Here is a 19,831-nt window from a genome sequence, read left to right on the forward strand (position 1 = left end):
AGGGATTCCAGCAATTCAGCGAGGGGGCGAATGGTACTACGACGCTACCGACATGCTGAATGTCGCACTGTTCCTTGAGCCTCGTTCCCGTGCCCGCCGAGTTCTGGTGTGGTGGGGGCGGGAACTCAGTAGGCCATACGGCGCGACCGCCAAGTACCGCCTTGACTACTTTGCTGAGTGCCCAGAACCAGGGCACTATGGAGTGTGTGCATTTAGAATACACGAAAGATACATAGTGCCGCAGTCAACGGTTGGGAGCGACGGCCAACTCCCGATCCATAGTGAGATATTCCACCTGCGCCGCACATGGCCGACCCTAACGGCTCCGTTCGTCGAACTAATCGACGAATACCGGGACGTAACGTTCCTGCGTCTTCCGGAATCGTTGCGGTGGGACGGCGAATTCATTCGGCGTCACCGCGTTGCCGACTGCGCCGGTATAGCGAACCTGCTGGTCGATGAAGGCAGGAGGCGGGGGCTGGCAGTCCGGTTCTCGTACGGCAAGACTCTCACCCCGCCATTCACTGCGGGACACTATTGGGCCGAGTTCTTTGTGGAAGGCGTGTGGATCCCAGTCGACCCCGTGCTGATTCCGGCCCTTACCAATTGGGGGATTTTGCCAGCAGAATCCTGGGACAACAAGTCGTCTCTTGGCGGTGTGCTTGCCCGACTCACCGGGGCGCCTTCCCGCCCAGCCAGCCACGGCACAAGCGAGGTTAGTTCATCGTTCCGGGCTGTGCACTACCAACCAGAGTGACAGCCTGCACCTGGCCTCGAGGAGAGATCGCTCCGGAACGATCTGCCGCTGTCTCTGGGAGAGAAGGCACGTAGTGACCATGAGTCGGTACTGCCCCAGCACCGGGCCCAGTTGCCACGGATCCTCCCACCCCCGGCACCCCCGCAACTAGCAGGAGGCGAAGAACCCGCTCTTTGGCGACCGGCTGATCTGTTCAGCCTGCATCGCCACCCGACAGGACCAGGACGCCGCCGCCCAGCGCGGGCCTCGTTGCGGAGTTCGCCCGGCCCCGCGCGAAGACTGTCGACCTGTTTGCCAAGCTGGGCAGCGGATGGACGCTGACCCAGCGGGACGGCGACGCCAAACGCCACGTCTGGCTCGTCGAGCAAGAGGGCACCGTGTGCGGCCAGGTCAACCGCTACAAGCGCAAGGGCACTGGCACCGGCACCTTCTCGACCGGCTGGGAGGGCCATCGCCTCGGGGAAACCGACTGGTTCCGCCGGGAGGCCATCCCCTCCTGCCGGCACATCCCCGGCTCCTCGTTCCTGTGGAGCGCTCGCGACCTGGCCGCGTGGGGCGTCGCCGTCAGCCCTCCCACCACGACGAGGACCGCCCCGAGTCAGCCACCCACCGCCGGAAGACCGCATGACCGAGCCGCACGAGCACCATGTTTTGCTCCACTGCCGCGAGACCTGTGCCAGCTGGTCTGGCCACCGCACGCTGGCTGGTGCTGCTGCGAATCTTCCCTCCAGCTTCGCGTCCATGGCTGCATGGAGCTTGCAAATGCCCGCGGTGAAGTTGGATAGCCCCGTTCGCCGGGGTGATCTTTCGCTTTGCGCAGCCCTATGATTGCCTCATGGCACAGAAGATCGTCACCCTTTACATCGATGACCTCACGGGTGAAGAAGCTCAGGAGGCTGCCACCCACACTTTCTCGCTGGATGGGGTGTCGTACGAGATTGACCTGGGCCCAAACAGCTACGAGCAGATGCTTCAGGCGTTCGGGCCGTTCATCAAGGCCAGCCGGAAGGTTGGCCGGGTCCGCAAGCCCCGCCAGCTAAGCGCATCCCGCCGTGATGACAGCGCTGCTATCCGTGCATGGGCCAAGGGCGCTGGCTACGAAGTCAGTAACCGGGGCAGGGTGCCGGCCGAGGTGCGCGAGGCGTACGCCAAGGCACACTGACCCCCTGAATCAGCAAGAGGCCCCTCCACATGAGTGGCCTCTCGACGCAGGCGCCGAATTGCGGACGTGCTCAGTGTCGTTCTAGTGAGCTCGTGCGCGGTAAGAAGCGAGACGTCGAGGACGGCAGGCAGGACGCGGTACTCACACCTGCTGTACCGAGTTCAGGTCCGCGGTCTGCTGATGGGGCAATAGGCCAGCGACGGCTTGAACGATGTCACTCATGTGCTCGAGGTGGTAGGTGGCAGGCGAGGGCCCGTCAGTTCTTCAGGTCGGCGATGCCGTGCTCTTCCCCAGTAGCTCCTCCCAAGAGCGTCGAGGCGTTGGTGTTGTCGACGAGGAGGCGGTGCACGGCGTTGGGGGAGAGCCACACCGCCTGCCAGAGCGAGCAGTCGTCGATCCGGCTCGTCACAGGCAGGACGCACGCCTCGCAGGCCAGGTTGAGCCGGTCAGACCCGTCGAGGCCGCAGCAGTAGCCGCCGCCCTTCTCAGGGATCAGCGGGGTGCCGTGGATATCTCCGGGTGAGACGACAATCGCGCCGGGTGCGTCATCGGATAGGACATAGACCGGTGCATAGATGCCGCGGGTTTGCGCCTCGTGCGGACCGATCTTTTCCCACCTCCGCCACGGCGGTCCCCAGGGCTCCGGTTCCACGGCGAACGTCCCCCACTTCATGAGCACCGAGCGGTGAATCCCGTTCCCGTATTTCTGATGGGCATGGAGATCGACCTCACCCGTGCACAGTTAGGGCCGGAGGAGCCTGTGGCTCATTGCCTTCGACCATCTGCAGGTGAAGGTCGTCACTGCCGTTAAGCCGGCCGGGCCGCAAGGGAAGGGCTGTGTACGCGTCCACATCGATTGGGCAGTCGGCTGACCTCGGCTACCGCGAACATGCATGAGGGGTTCTCCGGTCGGCTCCGCGTAGTGCGCCCGTGGAGGGTGCTCTGCCCTCCGTGCTTCTTCTGGGCGCTCAGGGCCCGATAGCCGACGCCGATAGCCGACCGGTACTGAGCGAGCCTGGCCCCTGATGCGGCTTCCGAGACCGGCACATGTGATCTGGGCTGAGGAGGCACGTCGAACTCCAATCTCATCCTGCCGGTCCTCGCGAGGGCCTCGTCGGGGCCGGCTCCGGCAGTTTATGAGCAGATACCTGGGCTGCCCCCTTGGGGCGCCTGGATGGATGTAGAGGGTGTTGCGTTTTGGCTGGTGAGCGCGGGGGAGTGCACGCCTAGCGTGGGATGGTTGTGTAAATATCTGTGTTTTGTACACCAAATTGGATTTCGTCTGGCAAGGCATGACGTGGCGTCACTGTGTGGGGGCTCGGTCAAACCGGCCGGGCTTCCGGTTCCGGCACCCGCTGGGTGCCTTGGGAGGGGATTTTCGTGTTCCGTCATGCTTCGCGTGTCGCTGCTGCCGTGCTCGGCTCCGCGGCACTTGCAGCCACCGCTGTGCTGCCTGCGGCCGCGGTCGGCCACCACGTTCCGGCCCCGCGCCACCAGGTCCGCTCCTCGGTGGTTCTCGGGGCGATCCAGTACGACAGTCCCGGCCGGGACGACCGGTCCAACTGGAGCCTGAATGCCGAGTGGGTCACGGTGAAGAACACCGGCCGCTGGCCGGTGACCATCAAGGGCTGGACCCTCTCCGACAAGTCCGGTCACACCTACCGGTTCGGCAACGTCCGCCTGGCCGGCCGCAGCCAGGTCCGCGTCCACACCGGCATCGGCCGCGACAACCGCTGGGACCTGTACCAGGACCGCCGCGCCTACGTCTGGGACAACGACGGCGACACCGCCACCCTGCGCAATGACCACCGCCGCATCGTCGATTCCAGGTCCTGGGGCCGCCACCACGGCCACGGTCACTGACCACCCTGCCGGGCAAGCCGGTGAGACCTGGTCGCTCTCACCGGCCGCCCACGGTGCGCCGCGGCTGATGCCTGCGGCGCACCGCCGTGTTCAGACCGCCGAGCAGCGCGCTACGTCCGCTCGTACTCCACGCCGGTGCCCTTACGGCCGACCGTGAGTGCGCGCAGGGTGTCCCCTTCATCGCGGTCGACGGTCAAGGCCAGCGGAGTTTCGTGCCGACCCAGTCGGCGAGGTGGGTGCACCAGGCGTCTGCGGCCGGCGGCATCCACGTGGCCGGGTCCTGGTCGGCCTTTTGGCGGTTTCCGGGCTGTCGCCCGCACGGCGGGCGTCAGCCCGGACTTCCTCTACACCCCCACTGACCTGCGCAAACGCGTCGAAACCCTGCGCGGCCAGCAACGGGCTGCCCACTGGCCTCTCCGGCAGGAGTCCTCAGCTGACGACGGCACGGTGATTGATCCATACCCTCACCGAGGGCCTCCGCCGCGAACGCGCCGCTCACCGAGAGCGCGTCCAAGAGCTCGAACAACGGCTGGCCACTGTCCACGGCGAGATCCTTCGTCTCCAGCGTCGGCTTCGGGAACGCGGCGACGCGCCCCGGTGAACGACAGGCCAGCCGCTACGCTCCGCGGCGTGCCAGAACAATGCAGTTGAGGCCGGAGGATCAGCCCCGCACACTCGCCCGGTGAGCCACAACGAACATGCGGGCAGATGGGACGGACCCTGGTACAGAGTCCGCACGGAGCACTTCGAGGCGACGTTCCTGCCGAATGCCGGCGAGGACTTGGAATCTGTGGACAACATCGACGTCTTCGTGGACCTCAACGACGGAACCCGGTGGAGTGCGACCGTCATCACCCTCGCTCAGGTGGAGACCATCATGGAGCGGTGGGCGGCGACCGGGGAGGCCCTCGGCGGCGCCTACTTCTCGTGCTCGGATGGCCTCATCGTCCGCGACGCCAGCATCAGCAAGATGACCCAGGTCCTCGTCGGCCTGGTCGAGACCGGCGACTTCACGCACATCCTTCAACGCATCGACGAATGACCGCAGCCCCGGTCCACGACGGGCTGATTCTGAACCACCAGTAAGCTGCCCCGACCGAGCCTGGGACATCCATCCTGAGGACACGATGCTCTCCGAATACCAGCAGCAGCTGAGGGATCGTTTCCTCGCTGCCCCCGTCATCCCAGCACCACACCCCTGGCAGCCCGTCTCCGCGCGACGAACGCCCATCGGCGGGCTACTCGGAGTCGGCTTCGGGGCCGACCCCGCCAGCGGAAACGACCTCCTGATGGTCGTCTCCAGCAACGGGCACGGCGTCTTCGACGCCTCCACGGGGCAGCGACTCGCCCGCGACCGCGACCCGGACCCCGATCACAGCACACCAACTGGCCCCAACTTGTCCTGCCCTGGACTCGGACCGCTCGCCGACACTGAGGTGCGGATCGCCGGCCTCTTCGGCGGCGGCCTCCACGCCACCACCGAGGACGGATGGACCGTTGAGGGCGTCAGCCCAGATTGGCCGCACCACCGCGTCCTCCTCTCGGCCGATGGCGGACTCTGCCGCGGTCCCGCCGGCGAGAAGTGGTGGCACATCTTCCACGCCCACTACTCCGAACTGCGAACCGTCGGATTCTCCCCCTCCGGACGCACACTCGTCGTCGCGACAAGCAGCGACATCACGCTCTGGGCAAGGCTCAGCCTCGACGTCTAAACCCGAGTCTCGGCAGGGCTACATCCGTAACCCCCTCGCTCGACGACCGAACGGCCTTATGCCCAGCGGGTGGGCGGCGTCGGCACCACCGGGGCCCGGAAGACTGCCTTGCGTCAGCCTCGGCGCAGAACTTGGGAGGTGCGGCCGGTGCACCTGGCTCTTGACCGCTGGCACCGGTCTGCGGGACGGTCGGCGCAACTCTGCGCAACCGACTCACAGGGGAGCAAGCGATGACGTTACGGTTCGTCGGGATCGACCCGAACACGGGAGGCGAGGGTTCGCCGACGGTGTGGGTGGAAGAGGAGAGCGCGGACCTGGTCCTTCAGGGCGAGGAAGCCGACGGTCTCCTCCAGGCTCTGGTGGGCTCCACCGGGTGGGTGGTCGGCCACGCGACGGGGATCCCCGCTCACGAGCGGGTGATCCGGATTCCGGCCCGCATGGTGCCGATTCTGAGGGAGGCGTGCGATGCCGCTGAACGCGCAGCAGCTGAACACCGCGACGTTCGCTGAGCTGCTCGCCGACACCCACCACACGGCTGTCCACCTGGAGATGCGCGACGTCTACGCCGTCGGTGACGAGACGGACGACTACGCCGCATTCCTGCGGACCGGCGTCCCGAACCTCGATCCGGCTCGCTCGTTCTGGCCGCAGTGGATCCCGCTCGTCAAGGACGCGGTCGCCCGCGGCGTGGTGATGCGCCGCGCTCGGATCGTCTCCGAGCCGGTCACCGACTACATCCGCTACGAGCACGCCATCACCCCGCTCAACCTCCAGGCCGGGGAAGACGTCCGCTGGCTGCCCCGCCGACACGCCTGCGACATCCCGCTGCCCGGCAACGACTTCTGGCTCCTGGACGGCCGCATCGTGCAGTTCCACCACTTCACCGGCACCGGCGACTGGGCACCGGACGGGAAGGAGCGCACCGCCGCCCCCGCCGCCGTCGCGCTGTGCGCCAGGGCGTTCGAGGCGGTCTGGGAACGCGGCATCCCACACGAGAAGTACACCGTCCAGGCCCCCTGAGCTGCCCATGCCCGCCTCCCCGTCATCCAGCGCACAAGGAGCCCGCGAAGCGCTCGCGGTGCGGTTGCAGCACCTGCGCAAGGATGCCGGCCTCACCGGGAAGGACCTCTCCGCCCGGTGTGGCTGGCACCCCGCCAAGACCACCCGCATCCAAAAAGGCGACACCCCGCCCTCGGATACGGACATCCGCACCTGGTGCGCGGCCTGCGATGCCGACGACCAGGCCGACGACCTGATCGCCACCGCCCGCGCCGTCGACTCCATGTACCTGGAGTGGCGCCGCCTGCACCGTAACGGCATGCGCAAGGTCCAGCAGGACTGGAACTCCCTGCACGAACAGACCCGCGTGTGCCGGGTCTACGTCTCCAACGTTCCGCCGGGCTTCTTCCAGACGCCGGCCTTCGCGACGGCCCTCATGGAGCAGATCACCACCTTCCAGGGCACCCCCAACGACGTCTCCGGAGCCGTCGCCGCCCGGGTCGCCCGCTCCCGTTTCCTCTACGAGGGTGGCCACCGCTACGTCGTCCTCATGGAGGAGTCCGTCCTGCGCTACCGCACCGCCGACCCCGACGCCATGAAGGGCCAGCTGCGCCACCTCCTGGCCGTGATGCCGCTGGCGTCCGTCTCCCTGGGGATCATCCCGTTCTCCGCGCAGCGCACCGTGTGGCCGCTGGAGGCGTTCTACCTCCACGACGACACCCAGGCCGTGGTGGAGACCCTGACAGCGGAGATCAAGGTGACGCAGCCGCGCGAACTCGCCGACTACGCGAAGGCGTTCGCCGGCCTCGCGGAGATGGCCGTGTACGGTGACGCCGCCCGCGCGCTCATCGAGGCTGCGATCGATGCCCTGGAGTGAACCTCCGCAATTCCTCGCAATTTCGTTGAAGAACGATCGGTGGCCTCCGTAGCGTCAAAGGACATCGACGCACCCAGCAACGGAGGCGGTGCCCATGAGCGCACCCACACCCGCCGGCACCGAACCGAAATTCGGCGGCCTCCATCCGCCCGCCTTCGGCCGGCCCTCCCCGGCGCTGCTGGCTCGCGCCGACCGCGGCTACGCCCGCTTCCTCGCCCACACCACCCCAGCCCCGGACTGCAGCACCGGCGACCACGGCCAGGACGACACGGCGAGTCACCGATGAGCGACACGCACGCCGTGCTCTACGACCCCCACGCGCTGATCGAGGCCGAACTCCCGCTGGACCGCGCCCCATACGAAGCGCTCGTCACCGTCGTGCTCGCGTGGAAGGACCCGCACCTCGAGCCCCGCGACTACGAGCAGATCGCCCTCCAGATGACCGGGCACGCCCGCGCTGTGGCCGCCGACGTCCGGCGTCGCGCCGCCGCCCTGCCCAAGAGCGACGGCCGCGGCGCCCTCGCCGAAGTCGTCCTCCGCGAAGCCGACGGACGCCTGTCCGCACCGCTGCAGGGCACCGCCCGCTGCGCCCAGAACCGCGCCCGGCTCGTACGGGCGCTCTACACGCGGCTGGACCGCCTCACCGAAGCCCTCCCCGCCGCCCCGTAGCCCTCCACAAGCCGGTCACGCGTCCTTTGGCCACAGAAGCGCAGCGTCCAGTGCTCCTCGAAGTACGCGCGGGCCGCCTCCAGGTTTGGGGCACGGGGTACGAACTTCTTCGCCGGCGGGCCGGCCGCGGACGACGACCAGGCGGTGGGGCTGCGCGAGGCCCACGAACACCACCTGCCGGGCATCACCCTCGCCGCGCCGCGCTACGCCCGCACCAACAACCCCACCTTCCCCCGCTCGGTCGACAAGCGCGGCGCCGAATTCCTCTACCGCCCCAGCGACCTCAAGCGCTGGGCACGCAACCGCCCCCGCGCCGACTCCGGCACCACCGCCTGGACTGACCACACCTGCTGGGCTGCCGAAGGCTGCAACCCGGCCGTGTCCGGTCCGGCCAGCGTCGAGCCGCGGGTACGGCGCCCCGCTGGTGTCGCGGGCGAAGGTTCCACTGGCACAGACGGCGCACGTCACGGTGCGCGGCGCATCCGACGATTACAAGGCCGCTCCACGCGCCGGGAACGCGCGCCCTGGCGGACCGGCCGAGGTGGTCGGATGGTGCCAAGTGATGAGGCTTCCGGGGCGTGTTGGTGAAACAGTGGAGTGCCGCTGTCCGGGTCCTGATCAGCGGGTTTGGATAGTGCTACCGCTGAGCGTGGCGCCGTCGCCGCATCGGTATCAGCGCGTCTTGAGCTAGAGGAGGACGTCTCATGTGGGGTTCCCGAGTCGCCATGGCCGTCGCGGCAGCTTTGCCCGTTGTGTTGGCCACCCCGGTCGTGGCGAGCGCGCAGCCGGTGCCGGTTTCCGCGCACGCATCGCGTGCGGTCCAGGTCGAGGAGGCCGTCGTCAACTGCGTCGACGACAACAGAAGCAACCAGGTGACCGGCGACAACCTGTTCGTGCTCACCAACCTGGACCCGCAGGAGACGGAGAACGTCCCGGCCAACACGACGCAGCTCACCTGCACCAATGAGGCCACCAGCAACGTACCAGTGGAGATGACAGTCACCTTCTCGGATCACGAGAAGGTGACCGAGAGGCTCGACGCCGCTCACAACACCAATCTCACCGCGAACAATCCGAACGCCGTTGCCGAGTCGGCGACTGCCGCTGTCATCTAAGCTTGAGTGCCCGACTTTATGGAGTCGTACGGGGTCAATGACGGCCCGACTCCGGTGTCACGGGCCGCGCAGCGACGGAGGTCCTCTTCGAAGACGACCGGGTCCTCGATGCCGGCTTCGTGAAGGACGAGGTTCTGCCAGGCGGTCGACTGCTGGTCGGTTGAGACCCTGACAGGCCGGGGGCCACCCATTCGGGCTGGTCTGATCCTGCTCGCGTTAGCTGGTTCCGGCTGTGGGCATCAAATTCGTGTCGTCAAGATCAGTTTGCACACGGAGGAGGATGCGGATGGGTGGCGGATCGTTCGGCGGGACCGATCAGGCGGTCGACCAGCTCACTGGGCCGGTGCCGGAGGTGTTTGACACTCCTGTCGACGCGGTGGTCAAAGGCGCAGACGACCGACTGGCAAAGCAGGATGCCAAGGACCTGACCGAGCGAGCCATGGCCGTCATGGCGAAGGTCCTGGACTGCGACGTCGCCGCCCTTCGGCCTGAGACGGACCTCATCGGGGTCCTGGGTGCGGACGAAGAGACGCTCGCCGTCCTGGCCTGGCACCTGGGGGAGGTACTGGAACTGGACGGCCTCGTCGAAGTAACGGACGACTGGCAGACGGTCGGCAGTGTGCTGTTCGACATCGGAGAGCTGGCCGCCGGACTCACCTCTGCCTGACCCGCCCCATCCGCCATCAACCAGGGAGAATCCTATGGCTCTGCCTACCATGACCCCCGAACAACGCAGCGCTGCGCTGGCGAAGGCCGCCGCGGTCCGCAAGGCCAGGTCGGAACTGCTCGAACAGGTCCGTAAGGGCAGGATGTCGATGGCCGAAGTGCTGAAGAGGGCCGACAAGGAAGACCTCGTCAAAAAGACCAAGATTGCGGCAGTTATCAAGGTGCTGCCAGGGATCGGCCCGGTGAAGGCCGCCAAGCTTATGGACGAGGCCGAGATCCCCGCTGATCGCCGCATCGGCGGCCTGAACTCCAGGCAGCGCGCAGCCCTGCTGGAAGCCCTTAAGCACTGAGCCCCCGAGTGCAGGACACAGGGGCAGTCGGGCGCCTGGGCGGGGAGTGTGACGGCCCCGCCCAGGCACCCGGCAGTCTGGCCGTGCGGCGGCAAGTACGAGCAGCCGTGGCGCCGGATCGGCTTGATGATGCGTGGGTGGTTGGAGGCGATGTGGGAGAGGACGCGGATGCCGCCGACGTTGTCGGAGATGCTGGCGGCAGTGACCGTGACGGCCAGGAGGAGGCCGAGGGTGTCGACGTCGATGTGGCGCTTGCGGCCTGCGAGTCTGAAGGCCGGCGGGACGGGCTTCCATCAGGGCGACGCGGACCAGGGCGCCGAAGTGCTCCGCAAACGGCCGGGCCTCCCGGCGGCGGGGCACGGCTACTCGCCCTTGAGGAACTGGGCCAGCTGCTCGTCGAGGGTGGACTCGCCGTTGTCGAGGGCGGCTTCGAGCCCGCCCACCCCACCAGACGCCACAACCCAGATCATCCAGCCGTACAGACCCCACGACCAGAGTTCAAAAACACGGTGTCAGGCCGCCGCGGGAGCGGTCGAGCGCGTGGGCGGCGGGCTCTCCTCGGACGGGCCCACCCCTTGCGAGCTCCGGCAGCGTGTCAGGCGCTGACCACATCACGCCGACGATCCAGAGCTGGTCGTGGCGGACGGCGTCCGATGCGTGGTGGATTCCGCGGAATAGTTCTTCGGGGGTTCGGGAAATTCCGCGGCAGGCTGCCCCAGGGCTCGCCGCCTGGCGTTGGCCATACGGGTGACGGTCGCGTAGGTGGTCCGGCACTCCTGGTCGAACCAGTCCTGGTGGGTGACCTGGTTCGGCCATGTGCGATAGCGGGTGACGACGTGCGGTGTCGATGCGCCGGCGAACAGTTCGGACATGGCCAGTGCCCAGCCGATGTCCTCGCAGCAGATGATGGCGGGCCAGCCGCCTGCCGCAAGAGCCGCGTCGGTGCGAGCCAGCACCGCATTCGGGTGGAAAGGGAACGCCGGCAGCGTCCACGCGGGAGCCAGTTCGTGGCGCGCCCATCGGCAGGGTGACGCGCAGTGGTGCCGCGAGGGGGTTCCGTCCAGGAAGGCCCGGTTGGCAGATACCCAGCCGATACCCCCCTCCTCCACCGCCGGCTCGCACACCAGGTCTACCAACCCGTCGATGTCCAGGGTGTCGTCCCCGTCGAGGGGATATATCCATCCGTCCGGGGAGAGGTTGAGAGCGCGGTTGCGAGCCGCCGACACGCCGCCGTGGACCGGAGTGCGCTCGACGACCGTGCCCGGCGGCCACCGCCCGAACTCCACCGCGCCGGGCCTATAAAACTGCCGGACATTGGTGACACATGGATCTCCGACTACGACGGAGCCAGCCATGCCCCCTTCACCGCAACAGCAGCAGGATCGCCGGGCCCAGCGACGTCTGGCGGTCCTGCGCCACGCCGAGGAAGTCACTGGGAATGTCTCGCTGACCTGCCGGTACTACGGGATCAGCCGCAACTGCTTCTACAAGTGGCAGCGGCGCTACCAGGAGGAGGGCATCGAGGGCCTGCGCGACCGTTCCAGCGCACCGCACCACAGTCCCCATGCCACCGACGCCGACATCGTGAACAAGATCGTCTACCTGCGGCAGAACTACCACTTCGGCCCGATGAAGATCCGGATGTACCTCCAGCGGTACCACGACATCGACATCGCCTGCTCCGCCGTCTACCGCATCCTCAAGCGGCTGGGTCTCAACCGGCTGCCCGCATCGCAACGCTACAAGCGCCACGACAGGCGCTATACCCGCTACGAGAAGCAACTGCCCGGCAACCGGGTCCAGATTGACGTCAAGTTCATCGAGCCGATCGGCGCGCCTGCCCCGACGGCCCAGCAGCCGGCCCCCGTCGTCGGCACGACGCCCAAGGTCCGCCGTCGGGCCAAGTACTACCAGTTCACCGCGATCGACGACTGCACCCGGCTGCGCGTGCTGCGGATCTACCCTCGGTGCGACCAGAAGACAGCCGTCCAGTTCCTGGACTACGTCCTTGAACGACTGCCTTTCCGCGTCGAGGTCATCCAGACCGACAACGGCGCGGAGTTCCAGTCCGCCTTCCACTGGCACGCGCTCGACAATGCATCGCCCACACCTACATCAAACCGGCATCCCCGCACCTCAACGGCAAGGTGGAACGCTCACACCGCATCGACGCCGAGGAGTTCTACCGCATGCTCGCCGGTGTCGTCATCGACGACACCGGCAAACTGAACGAAAAACTCCGAGAATGGGAGGACTACTACAACTACCACCGCCCGCACGGCGCTCTCGGCGGCCAGACTCCCTACGAACGCCTGAAGCAGAAGACTCAGACCCAGATGTAACCAAGCTCTGGCAGATGCACACCTAGCGCTCCGTTCCTCGGAGGAGGGCCGCGGGACCGCCAGGGCTCTGAACTCGGGCCTTGGGTTCGGGTCCGCAGGTACGGAGCTCGGCGAGGGCCTGCCCGCCCGGGTGTCGGCGGTGAGCGTGAGGGACTCCAGCGCGGCGGTGGCGGCTTCGGCTACTTCGTCGGCTGCGTCCCTGGGCTCCGAAGCACACGAGCGTGAACGGCGCCTGCCCCGGGAACACCCCCGGGGCAGGCGCCGTCGTTGTACCGTCAGGCCGCTGCCCATTCCAGTCCGAGGGCGGCGAGCGTGGCGCGCTTGTCTGCGGTGAGCTTCCCGCGCCTGCTCTTGGTGTTGGAGAGGAACACTCCGAGCTTGACCTCCGTGCCGTCCTCCAGCCGCTCTACGTGGGCCCTGGGTACGGTCACGGAGCCCGTGCGGGCGCGTTGCGCCTCGGCACCGCGGAGGCCGAGCAGGTGCTGCGGCGCTTCACCCGCGGCGGCCCGAAGCACCCGACGTTCCAGGCGATCGAGGAGCTGGGGCGCGCCGTGCGCACGGCGTTCCTCTGCCACTCCTTGGCGGAGGAGGGGCTTCGCCGGGAGATCAACGAGGGGCTGCAGGTGGTGGAGAACTGGAACTCGGCGAACAAGGACGTGTTCTACGGCAAGGACGGCGACCTGACCGGCGAGGACCGGGAGAGCATGGAGGTCAGCATGCTCGCCCTGCACCTGCTCCAGTCCGCCCTGGTCCACGTCAACACCCTGCTGATCCAGCAGGTTCTGGCCGAGCCGAAGTGGGCCGAGCGCCTCATCGACGCCGACCGACGCGGCCTGTCGCCGCTGTTCTGGACCCACGTGAACCCCTACGGCCGGTTCGAGCTGGACATGAACTCCCGCCTCGACTTCCTCCCGTCGGCCGTGACGGTGCCCGGGCAGCGTTTCGAGCAGCCGGCCCAGGGCGCCGAGGTGTGACACTGCCTCAGCTCGGCGGGCCGCAGCGCGTTGCGACTGTGGCGGTTGCACGGATCCGGTTGATCCGCCGCGGTCAACTGCTGGATTATGTCCGCGACGGATGGGGGCCAGGTGGACTGGATCCACGGCGCGGCCTACGGGGCGGTCGGCGGCGCACTGATCGAAGCTCTTGTGTTCAACGGGCGTGTGCTGGCGTGGCAGGCGGCGCGGCGGCGGGCCCGCGACGCCAAGCGCCGCAAGCTCCCGCCACTGCGCGCCTACGTGGACCCGCCGGCGGATCTGGCCGCAGCCGTCAGCCGGCTGCTTCTCGGGGCCCTGGTGGGCTGGCTGCTTCACTCTCAGATCACCGGCTTGTACGCGGCCGTGGCCGCCGGTGCTTCGGCCCCCGCGCTGCTGCGGCAGCTGGGGTCCCTGCGCACGGTGCAGGAGGTCGTCCAGGGCGGGAGCGCGGGTGCTGGCGGGCGGAACCCGGATGCTCCGGTGACCGTCCCACCTGCGCCGGAACATCCGACGATGCCGGTCCAGCCGGAGGCCGAGATGACTGGGGAGGTGGGCAGTTGAGCTTCAAGCGGCGCTACATGGACTCCCTTCTGTCCGCCGCGCCTCATCCCGTCCCGGAGCCGTTGTCGGGGCGGGCCGTCGGAGGCAGCTGGTGGCGGCGCTTCCTGGCTTCGCTACTCGACGTTCCGGTGGTCGGCGAGCTGTCTTCGCGTGTGGCCCTGGACGCTGCGCCGGAAACCGTCGCCGAAGGCCGAGCGGGTCGTCAGGCACCGAAGACAGTGCTCCGCGCCAGCTCCGGGCCCGCGCAGGCACCGACGCCCGAAGCGCGCCCGGTGACCATGGCGGCCCCGGAGCGGGTCACCGTCGGCGGCCCGGTGCGCGTGGCCGGGGGGCCACCCTCCCGGTCGTGGGGGTGGGCTGTCGCTGGGGCTGGCCTGTGTCTGCTCGTCGGCCTCTTCGCGCTGGCGAACCGTCAGTCCCCGAATTCGGTCACCCTGCCCACGCCGACCCATTCGATCTTGCCTACCTCGGGCAGCACCGACACCGGTATCGGCACCGCAGAGCCAACGGGAGAGCCGTCCCCGTCGACTCCCACTGACACGCCCGGCCAGATGCTGTGGCAGGGATCCTTGACCTTCCCCTCTCAGCCCGGCTCGGACACCCACCCGGTGGCGGCGTCGCCCGCCACCGGGCTGCTGGCAGGCGAGGCACTGTATCTGTGCGGAGCGTGCTCGCCGCAGGTGATCGGTGGCGAATTGCTCGTTCCCTGGAACGGGACGAAGCCGCCGACCCCCGGCCAGTGCGGCTCCGCGTTGACGGCACAGACGAGCCGGTCAGGCTACGTCCCGTTGCGGGTCGGCCAGATGGGGTGTTTCTCCAACGGCGCCGGGGCCGTCGGCTACTTCACCGTGCTCACGACATCGCCGCTTTCCGCGAGCGCGATCATCTGGTCCGTATGACGCCGCTCGTCGGGCTGCGGTTCGCAGAAATGACCGAAGAAAACTCCGCCCTGCGCGACCGCCTCACCGGGCTCGAAGACGACCTTGCATCGGCCCGCACCAGCCTGCGCCGCATGATGCGCACCGAGAACACCACCCAGTGACGGCCGCCCGCGCAGCGCCCAGCTCAGGCCCAGTCCACACCCAGCTCGACCAGCACCTTCCGCCTGGCCGCGGTGAGTTTGGCGTGGCGGGTCTTGGTGTTGGACAGGAATACCCCGAGCTTGACTTCGGCGCCGTCTTCCAGCTGTTCTACGTGGCCCCTGGGGGCCGTCGCAGAGCCCGTGCGGGCTTTGTACTGCGCCAGGGCCGCAATACCCCGCTCGAAGGCCCCAGAGGCAGCTTTGGAGGGCTTCGCGTGCGCTTCCTGCTCAGGCGGCAGCGGCACGATGCCGAGCTGCTCCAGGCATTCGCGCGATCAAGCGATCCAGCCTGCCGATGCCCCTTCGCTGTGGCGCAGATGTCTTCCGCCGCAGCATCGAACGGCGCCGGTGGGGACACCGCTCGGGCAGGGGTGAAGGCTGTGAGGATGGCGAACAGAGCAGAGGCACTGCCCAGCGCAACGCGTTTCCACATGCAGGTACCTCGAATTCGACATGCCCTGTCCCGACACAGCCGACACTAAGGCGCCAACCCGCGCCAGGCACCAACACACTGCCTGCGGGGGAGCCCCCCCGGAGTAGGCGCCAGAGCTAGACCTGTCCTGGCGAGCCCCCTGCGCGTTCCCGACCGAGTGGCACTCGCCGGTGTGATGTATGTGCTGCGGACCGGTGTCGCATGGCGTGATGTCCCCGCAGAGACGGTGGGCTGCTCCGGGGTAACGGCCTGGCGCAGGCTGCGGGATTGGACCGAGGCCGGCGTGTGGCCGCGCCTGCACGCTGTCCTGCTGACCGAGCTTCGCCGCGCTGGCCTGCTGGATTTGGAAGACTGCTCTATGGACGGGGCGCACGTCCGGGCTCTCAAAGGGGGGATCACGTCGGCCCCTCACCCGTCGACCGCGCCCGCCCCGGCTCGAAGCACCACCTGATCGTCGACCGCCACAGGCCCCCGCTCGCCGTCACCCTCACCGGCGGCAACCGGCATGACATCACCCAGCTCCTGCCGCTGCTGGCAGTATGCGCACTGTCAGCCTCCGTCCGGGCCAGGCCGGGGCCGTGGTGCACCGGCCTGAGTCACTGGCCACCGGTTCGCGCCCGCCACGGAGTGCGCGGCGCGAGCCCGTTGCAGCTGCTCACGGGCTGTCTCTGTCCCTCGGGCCGTGCGGGAAGGGGCAGGCCGCCGCGATGGGCTTCCTCGGGGCGTTGTCAGTGCCCTGAGTTACGTTCATCGCGTCCTGCGGGACGCGTCCGTTCCCGCCTGGCCTCCAACAGCGGCCAGGCGGGAACGGCCAGGCTTGCCCCCTTCGTACTCGGCACGGGGGCGGGCCTCTTCCGGATGGAAGGCCGACACCAAGGTGTCCTGCATCCATTGACGGGGGTAGCCGGGGGGATTGCAAGGAAAATCGGGAACTTCCACCCGGAGCCCTGCCAGGCTGCCGCTTTCGTGCGCCGGAACGGTCATCTGAGGGCGTTCGCTGAACACTCCAAGACCCGCAATGTTCCGTGATTCCTTGATCACGTGGTGTTACTGACGGGTGTCATGAATGCTGAGGTCTCCCTTCAACGGCGGTTCGGCACCCGCCTGTTGAGGGCGCATACGCGCGGTTCACCGGATGGCCGCAGCCGACCTCAAGGAGTGTGATGGACATCAAGAAGATAGTGACCACGGTGGTGCTGGTCACCATGGTGGTGTTCGCGTGGAGCGTGGTGATGACGGCGATGGGCCACGTGTCCGTCGTCGCCTGGCTCGCCCCGGCTTTGGCGCTGACGGTCCAGCAGATCGTTCGCGCAACCCGCTCGCGGAACGCACCGACTTCAGAGCAGGGCACGGTGGGGGTATCCGGCAAGGAGGACGCCGCCCCGTGACGACGCCCTTCGAGTCACCTGTGCCGGCCCCCGAGCCGGCACAGGCACGCCCCGGCCGCAAGCTCGGCCCGATCGCGGACTGTGTGGGCAGCTCGCATCGAGCCTGGCTGGAGCCGATGCGTGAGAGCTACCTCGCCAGCGGACGGACCCTCAGCCACCTCAGCGACCGGATCCTGCTGGCCAAGTCCAAACTCTCCGAACTGCTGCGCGGCGTGGGACTGTACCCGCGGTGGGAAGTCATCGACCGACTGTCCACCGAGCTGAACATGCCCACCTGGCCCCTGTACCGCCTCTGGCGCCAGGCAGCGCTCGACTCCCAAAAGACCCGCGAGTGGATCGACCGATCCACCGAGAAAACCACCCTGGCCACCACGAACCCCAAGCCACCCCTGGAGCACGACGCCTTTTGCCAGATGGTCGAGATGGACTACCTCCGCTACGCCCAGGTCTTCCTCTTCGACGACGCGCGCGACGCCGCGGTGGCCGGCACCTTCGACATCCTCTGGCTGTACTGGAACGACGCCCTGGCCAGCCCTGACATCCGCCGCTACGCCTGGAGCATCCTGCGCGCCACCGTCATGTCCAAGACACCGCACCTGGACGGCCGGCCCGAACTCGGGCCCGCGGTGTTCGACACCGTCGCCCTGCGCAGCCGCACCTCCGAGGCCGACCGCATGGCCCAGGTGGCAGAAAGCCTGGAACTGTTCAAGGCGATCAGCAAACTGCCCGACGCCCAACTCGACGTTATGGTGCTGCGCCACCTGTGCGGGGTCCCGCCGGCTCACGTCTCTGCCCTCCTCGGCGTCTCGCTGCCCGCCGTCCTGTCCGACGAACGTCACGCCGTCCGCTATCTGGAGCGCGCCATCTACCTTCCGCCCGAGACCGGAGGACCTACCCCATGACACCACTAGAAGAGATCCTGTCCCGGGCGTTGCTGGTACCTGACCGCGTCGTACCGCGCGACGTCGTGCCGCGCTCCGACCCCGGCGATCCGGAGACTCGCTTCGACGTCGCATCGGCCACGACAGACGCCATGCCCAACGCCGCGGCCGAAGACCTGCGCGCACTATGCGAAACCCTCGTCACGCACACCCCCGCCACCACCATCACCCGCTTCGTCACCGACCAGGTGCCCGAACCCCGCAGCGCGCTGATCCTCGCCTGCGTCCTCCAGCTGACCAACACCGAAGGTGGCGCCCGCTTCTGGTGGCAGTACGCCGCCGGCGCCGGCCAGGCCGCCGCCGCCTACTGCCTCTACCTCCACCACCTCTCCCTCGGCGAGGACGACACGGCCCGGTGGTGGCATCACCAGACCGACGACGTCCAACCCCCGCCTCAGACCGACAGCGACAACCGTGACCGCATCGCCAGCGTCTCCATCGCGAGCGCCTCCACCACCACCATCCTGCGCGTGCTGCGACACCTCTCCAAGCACACCAGCCGCCCCCGCTCCGCCGCGGTCACCGGGCTCATGGACTACATGCCCACCGCCGTGGCGGTCGGGTACCTCCGCGAGCCCGACATGGAGCTGCCCATGCCGGGACCCAACTTCGCCCGCAAGATCCGCACCTTGCTCACTGCGGCCGCCAACCGGCCCGACGTCCCCAGCCGACTGCCCGCTCGTGCGAAATCGGCGACCCGCGCGAGGCACGACACCGCTCATGACCTACGCACGGAAGGATGCAACTGGCAGATGGGCGAGACAGCAACGCGCTGATCTCCACCGCGAGCGACGACGATGTCCCGGGCGCGGAGTCCGCAGCGACCGCTGCGGACTCCGCGCCCGGAAGCCGATGCGCCCGCTGAGCTCCCCGCGGGGCTGACGCTGGGTGGGGTGGTGGTTGGTGTTTGGGGTGGCGGCTGACCTGGTGTGTTGCTGGTTTGTTGAGAGGAAGGGCGAGGGGGTGGGGCGGGGAGGTCGGGGTGTGTGAGCTGGAGTTGTGTGTTGTGTGTTGTGTGCTGAGAGGGGCTGGGTTCGTTGTAGGTATCGGTAGCGCCGAAAGGCTCGGTGTGTGTTTGTGCTGGTCAGGGCTGATTGTGTGGGTTGGCGGGTGGGGTTAGCGGCGGCGGGGGCGGTGGTGGGTTTCGGCGAGGTGGTCGAGGCGGATGGCTTCGAGTGTGGTTTTGGTGATGCGTTCGGTGCCGTCGCAGATGGCGGTGATGGCGGCTTGGCGGATGAGGCGGGTGAGGCTTCCGATGCGGCCGGCGGTGCGCTGGTGGAGGTAGGGGGTGTGCCGGGGGAGGGTGCCTGGTTTGTGGTAGGTGAGGTCGAGGGCGTTTTCGATGTCGGTGATGACATCGCGGAAGGGTTCAAGTGATCCGTGGCGGGCGGGGAGGGGACCCGGCCTTGGGGAATATCGGTACAGCGGTTAACGCTAAGCCGTTGATCATGGTGTGAGCTGAGGGCGTAGCGATGTACGTGCTGGTCAGGCTCCCTCTCCGGCCTCCTCGGTGAGGGCCTGGCGGAGCTGGCCGAGGTCGGGGGCTCCGGCTGGACCGGTGGGGGTGCGGTAGATCCGGCAGGCAACGATGTCGTCTCCCCGGTAAAGGGAACGATGCGGAAAACCCCGACGCGGTACGGACCGCCATCGTGGGCCTTTCCGGGAAAGTCGACCACTTCGCCTCCAGCCTTCTCGCGACAATGCGTCCTGATGACAGCTGCGGCAGGCATCGCCGCGCAAGTCACGCCGGGCGAGCGCCACTTGCTGACTGGGCAACAGCTCTCCGGCCCCCGGCCGACCCGTCGGCTGGCGTTCCGCTGGCTGTGCCGAGGCGGTGCTGTCCGCGGCTGGTTGTTTTCGTTGGTGTGCTGTGCGTCGCCGGCGCTCGGCTTGTTCTTCCGGCGCCGTGTGGGCTCCGCTTGCCTGCCGCTCCGCTTGCCT

Annotated in this window: 27 protein-coding genes and 4 pseudogenes; 24 read left to right on the forward strand and 7 right to left on the reverse strand. The window is 68.0% G+C overall.

Translation table 11 applies throughout. The features are described 5' to 3' along the window. Positions 1–52: 52 nt before the first annotated feature. Positions 53–757, forward strand: a complete 705-nt coding sequence (locus SNA_RS45320) for a transglutaminase domain-containing protein (protein ID WP_420823509.1) — start codon at positions 53–55, stop codon at positions 755–757. A gap of 835 nt (positions 758–1,592) precedes the next feature. Continuing rightward, positions 1,593–1,919 carry a histone-like nucleoid-structuring protein Lsr2 gene (locus SNA_RS23945; RefSeq protein WP_030063329.1) on the forward strand — a complete coding sequence of 109 codons (327 nt, stop codon included), beginning with the start codon at positions 1,593–1,595 and terminating at the stop codon, positions 1,917–1,919. Between the two features lie 256 nt (positions 1,920–2,175). Here SNA_RS23945 and SNA_RS44255 read toward each other — a convergent pair whose 3' ends face one another. Beyond that, the gene (locus tag SNA_RS44255; protein WP_241779805.1) at positions 2,176–2,571 is read right to left on the reverse strand and encodes a hypothetical protein; all 396 of its coding nucleotides are present in this window, start codon (positions 2,569–2,571) and stop codon (positions 2,176–2,178) included. 728 nt (positions 2,572–3,299) lie between these two features. Between SNA_RS44255 and SNA_RS23955 the strand changes: the two genes are divergently transcribed. Further along, positions 3,300–3,782: a lamin tail domain-containing protein gene (locus SNA_RS23955; RefSeq protein ID WP_030063328.1), complete on the forward strand. Its 483-nt coding sequence runs from the start codon at positions 3,300–3,302 to the stop codon at positions 3,780–3,782. Positions 3,783–3,892: 110 nt separating this feature from the next. On the opposite strand, the gene SNA_RS40335 is transcribed toward SNA_RS23955, so the two are convergent. After that, a complete protein-coding gene (locus SNA_RS40335; RefSeq protein ID WP_420823507.1) occupies positions 3,893–4,051 on the reverse strand; it encodes a hypothetical protein in 159 nt (52 codons plus the stop codon). Between the two features lie 413 nt (positions 4,052–4,464). Between SNA_RS40335 and SNA_RS23960 the strand changes: the two genes are divergently transcribed. From SNA_RS23960 to mihF, 11 genes are all read left to right on the forward strand, one after another. Beyond that, a complete protein-coding gene (locus SNA_RS23960; RefSeq protein WP_030063327.1) occupies positions 4,465–4,824 on the forward strand; it encodes a hypothetical protein in 360 nt (119 codons plus the stop codon). Between the two features lie 85 nt (positions 4,825–4,909). Next, positions 4,910–5,494 carry a hypothetical protein gene (locus tag SNA_RS23965; protein ID WP_044366751.1) on the forward strand — a complete coding sequence of 195 codons (585 nt, stop codon included), beginning with the start codon at positions 4,910–4,912 and terminating at the stop codon, positions 5,492–5,494. 230 nt (positions 5,495–5,724) lie between these two features. Then, on the forward strand, positions 5,725–6,003 hold the full coding sequence (locus SNA_RS40340; RefSeq protein ID WP_030063322.1) for a hypothetical protein: 279 nt from the start codon (positions 5,725–5,727) through the stop codon (positions 6,001–6,003). Continuing rightward, complete coding sequence (locus tag SNA_RS23970) at positions 5,960–6,514, forward strand: DUF6879 family protein (RefSeq protein ID WP_030063320.1); 555 nt, start codon at positions 5,960–5,962, stop codon at positions 6,512–6,514. Before SNA_RS40340 ends, SNA_RS23970 begins: the two co-directional genes overlap by 44 nt. A 7-nt stretch (positions 6,515–6,521) precedes the next feature. Further along, on the forward strand, positions 6,522–7,370 hold the full coding sequence (locus SNA_RS23975) for a helix-turn-helix domain-containing protein (RefSeq protein ID WP_030063318.1): 849 nt from the start codon (positions 6,522–6,524) through the stop codon (positions 7,368–7,370). A gap of 94 nt (positions 7,371–7,464) precedes the next feature. Next, positions 7,465–7,656: a hypothetical protein gene (locus SNA_RS23980; protein ID WP_030063317.1), complete on the forward strand. Its 192-nt coding sequence runs from the start codon at positions 7,465–7,467 to the stop codon at positions 7,654–7,656. After that, the gene (locus tag SNA_RS23985) at positions 7,653–8,039 is read left to right on the forward strand and encodes a DUF6415 family natural product biosynthesis protein (RefSeq protein ID WP_030063315.1); all 387 of its coding nucleotides are present in this window, start codon (positions 7,653–7,655) and stop codon (positions 8,037–8,039) included. The genes SNA_RS23980 and SNA_RS23985 overlap by 4 nt, the downstream gene beginning before the upstream one ends. 144 nt (positions 8,040–8,183) lie before the next feature. Further along, positions 8,184–8,627, forward strand: coding sequence for a hypothetical protein (locus tag SNA_RS44260; RefSeq protein WP_030063314.1), 444 nt, complete (start codon positions 8,184–8,186; stop codon positions 8,625–8,627). A 137-nt stretch (positions 8,628–8,764) separates the two neighbouring features. Next, positions 8,765–9,154 (forward strand): hypothetical protein, encoded by a 390-nt coding sequence (locus tag SNA_RS23990; RefSeq protein ID WP_030063312.1) that lies wholly within the window; start codon positions 8,765–8,767, stop codon positions 9,152–9,154. 286 nt (positions 9,155–9,440) lie between these two features. After that, positions 9,441–9,821 carry a hypothetical protein gene (locus tag SNA_RS24000; RefSeq protein WP_044366755.1) on the forward strand — a complete coding sequence of 127 codons (381 nt, stop codon included), beginning with the start codon at positions 9,441–9,443 and terminating at the stop codon, positions 9,819–9,821. 34 nt (positions 9,822–9,855) lie between these two features. Further along, positions 9,856–10,170, forward strand: coding sequence for an integration host factor, actinobacterial type (gene mihF / locus SNA_RS24005; protein WP_044366756.1), 315 nt, complete (start codon positions 9,856–9,858; stop codon positions 10,168–10,170). Between the two features lie 173 nt (positions 10,171–10,343). Here the strand turns inward: mihF and SNA_RS43375 are convergent. Both SNA_RS43375 and SNA_RS24015 read right to left on the reverse strand, forming a co-directional pair. Beyond that, positions 10,344–10,430 (reverse strand): annotated as a pseudogene (locus SNA_RS43375) (IS5 family transposase); the annotation flags it as partial. A gap of 351 nt (positions 10,431–10,781) precedes the next feature. Continuing rightward, positions 10,782–11,456 (reverse strand): glycosyltransferase family A protein, encoded by a 675-nt coding sequence (locus tag SNA_RS24015; RefSeq protein WP_044366758.1) that lies wholly within the window; start codon positions 11,454–11,456, stop codon positions 10,782–10,784. A 31-nt stretch (positions 11,457–11,487) separates the two neighbouring features. Between SNA_RS24015 and SNA_RS24020 the strand changes: the two are divergent. Further along, a pseudogene (locus SNA_RS24020) lies at positions 11,488–12,512 on the forward strand (IS481 family transposase). 275 nt (positions 12,513–12,787) lie between these two features. Here SNA_RS24020 and SNA_RS24025 read toward each other — a convergent pair. Further along, entirely contained in the window at positions 12,788–12,943 is a 156-nt protein-coding gene (locus SNA_RS24025) for a hypothetical protein (protein WP_420823508.1), read from the reverse strand. Between the two features lie 18 nt (positions 12,944–12,961). Between SNA_RS24025 and SNA_RS24030 the strand changes: the two genes are divergently transcribed. The 4 genes from SNA_RS24030 (at position 12,962) to SNA_RS42700 (ending at position 15,089) form a co-directional block, all read left to right on the forward strand. Continuing rightward, positions 12,962–13,486, forward strand: a complete 525-nt coding sequence (locus SNA_RS24030; protein ID WP_241779806.1) for a transposase — start codon at positions 12,962–12,964, stop codon at positions 13,484–13,486. An 87-nt stretch (positions 13,487–13,573) separates the two neighbouring features. Beyond that, positions 13,574–14,047, forward strand: a complete 474-nt coding sequence (locus SNA_RS38530) for a hypothetical protein (RefSeq protein WP_157880063.1) — start codon at positions 13,574–13,576, stop codon at positions 14,045–14,047. Beyond that, a complete protein-coding gene (locus SNA_RS24040; protein WP_030073891.1) occupies positions 14,044–14,946 on the forward strand; it encodes a hypothetical protein in 903 nt (300 codons plus the stop codon). The genes SNA_RS38530 and SNA_RS24040 overlap by 4 nt, the downstream gene beginning before the upstream one ends. Beyond that, on the forward strand, positions 14,943–15,089 hold the full coding sequence (locus tag SNA_RS42700) for a hypothetical protein (protein ID WP_157880064.1): 147 nt from the start codon (positions 14,943–14,945) through the stop codon (positions 15,087–15,089). Before SNA_RS24040 ends, SNA_RS42700 begins: the two co-directional genes overlap by 4 nt. A gap of 23 nt (positions 15,090–15,112) precedes the next feature. On the opposite strand, the gene SNA_RS24045 is transcribed toward SNA_RS42700, so the two are convergent. Further along, on the reverse strand, positions 15,113–15,373 hold the full coding sequence (locus tag SNA_RS24045; protein ID WP_030073893.1) for a Helicase associated domain protein: 261 nt from the start codon (positions 15,371–15,373) through the stop codon (positions 15,113–15,115). 333 nt (positions 15,374–15,706) lie between these two features. On the opposite strand from SNA_RS24045, the pseudogene SNA_RS40355 reads away from it, so the two are divergent. The 4 genes and pseudogenes from SNA_RS40355 to SNA_RS24060 form a co-directional block, all read left to right on the forward strand. Further along, positions 15,707–16,134, forward strand: a pseudogene (locus tag SNA_RS40355) (transposase); the annotation flags it as partial. Positions 16,135–16,724: 590 nt separating this feature from the next. Further along, positions 16,725–16,949 carry a hypothetical protein gene (locus SNA_RS24050; RefSeq protein ID WP_037794927.1) on the forward strand — a complete coding sequence of 75 codons (225 nt, stop codon included), beginning with the start codon at positions 16,725–16,727 and terminating at the stop codon, positions 16,947–16,949. Next, positions 16,946–17,851: a sigma-70 family RNA polymerase sigma factor gene (locus tag SNA_RS24055; protein WP_044366761.1), complete on the forward strand. Its 906-nt coding sequence runs from the start codon at positions 16,946–16,948 to the stop codon at positions 17,849–17,851. The genes SNA_RS24050 and SNA_RS24055 overlap by 4 nt, the downstream gene beginning before the upstream one ends. Beyond that, a complete protein-coding gene (locus tag SNA_RS24060; protein WP_030073897.1) occupies positions 17,848–18,666 on the forward strand; it encodes a hypothetical protein in 819 nt (272 codons plus the stop codon). The genes SNA_RS24055 and SNA_RS24060 overlap by 4 nt, the downstream gene beginning before the upstream one ends. 340 nt (positions 18,667–19,006) lie before the next feature. Here SNA_RS24060 and SNA_RS44265 read toward each other — a convergent pair. Further along, a pseudogene (locus tag SNA_RS44265) lies at positions 19,007–19,291 on the reverse strand (TniB family NTP-binding protein); the annotation flags it as partial. 309 nt (positions 19,292–19,600) lie between these two features. On the opposite strand from SNA_RS44265, the gene SNA_RS43525 reads away from it, so the two are divergent. Beyond that, positions 19,601–19,831, forward strand: a 231-nt coding sequence (locus SNA_RS43525) for a hypothetical protein (RefSeq protein WP_206742968.1), incomplete at its 3' end; no start/stop codon positions are given.

It is taken from the genome of Streptomyces natalensis ATCC 27448 (assembly GCF_000935125.1).
GTDB classification, from domain to species: Bacteria; Actinomycetota; Actinomycetes; order Streptomycetales; family Streptomycetaceae; genus Streptomyces; species Streptomyces natalensis.

Coding starts and splice junctions, on each gene's coding strand:
- SNA_RS23990 (WP_030063312.1), top strand. CDS start 8,765: ATGGCCGTCGCGGCAGCTTTGCCCGTTGTGTTGGCCACCCCGGTCGTG.
- SNA_RS24000 (WP_044366755.1), top strand. CDS start 9,441: ATGGGTGGCGGATCGTTCGGCGGGACCGATCAGGCGGTCGACCAGCTC.
- SNA_RS23985 (WP_030063315.1), top strand. CDS start 7,653: ATGAGCGACACGCACGCCGTGCTCTACGACCCCCACGCGCTGATCGAG.
- SNA_RS23980 (WP_030063317.1), top strand. CDS start 7,465: ATGAGCGCACCCACACCCGCCGGCACCGAACCGAAATTCGGCGGCCTC.
- SNA_RS24060 (WP_030073897.1), top strand. CDS start 17,848: ATGACACCACTAGAAGAGATCCTGTCCCGGGCGTTGCTGGTACCTGAC.
- SNA_RS42700 (WP_157880064.1), top strand. CDS start 14,943: ATGACGCCGCTCGTCGGGCTGCGGTTCGCAGAAATGACCGAAGAAAAC.
- SNA_RS24050 (WP_037794927.1), top strand. CDS start 16,725: ATGGACATCAAGAAGATAGTGACCACGGTGGTGCTGGTCACCATGGTG.
- SNA_RS38530 (WP_157880063.1), top strand. CDS start 13,574: ATGTCCGCGACGGATGGGGGCCAGGTGGACTGGATCCACGGCGCGGCC.
- SNA_RS23945 (WP_030063329.1), top strand. CDS start 1,593: ATGGCACAGAAGATCGTCACCCTTTACATCGATGACCTCACGGGTGAA.
- SNA_RS23970 (WP_030063320.1), top strand. CDS start 5,960: ATGCCGCTGAACGCGCAGCAGCTGAACACCGCGACGTTCGCTGAGCTG.
- SNA_RS23975 (WP_030063318.1), top strand. CDS start 6,522: ATGCCCGCCTCCCCGTCATCCAGCGCACAAGGAGCCCGCGAAGCGCTC.
- mihF (WP_044366756.1), top strand. CDS start 9,856: ATGGCTCTGCCTACCATGACCCCCGAACAACGCAGCGCTGCGCTGGCG.
- SNA_RS40340 (WP_030063322.1), top strand. CDS start 5,725: ATGACGTTACGGTTCGTCGGGATCGACCCGAACACGGGAGGCGAGGGT.
- SNA_RS23965 (WP_044366751.1), top strand. CDS start 4,910: ATGCTCTCCGAATACCAGCAGCAGCTGAGGGATCGTTTCCTCGCTGCC.
- SNA_RS45320 (WP_420823509.1), top strand. CDS start 53: ATGCTGAATGTCGCACTGTTCCTTGAGCCTCGTTCCCGTGCCCGCCGA.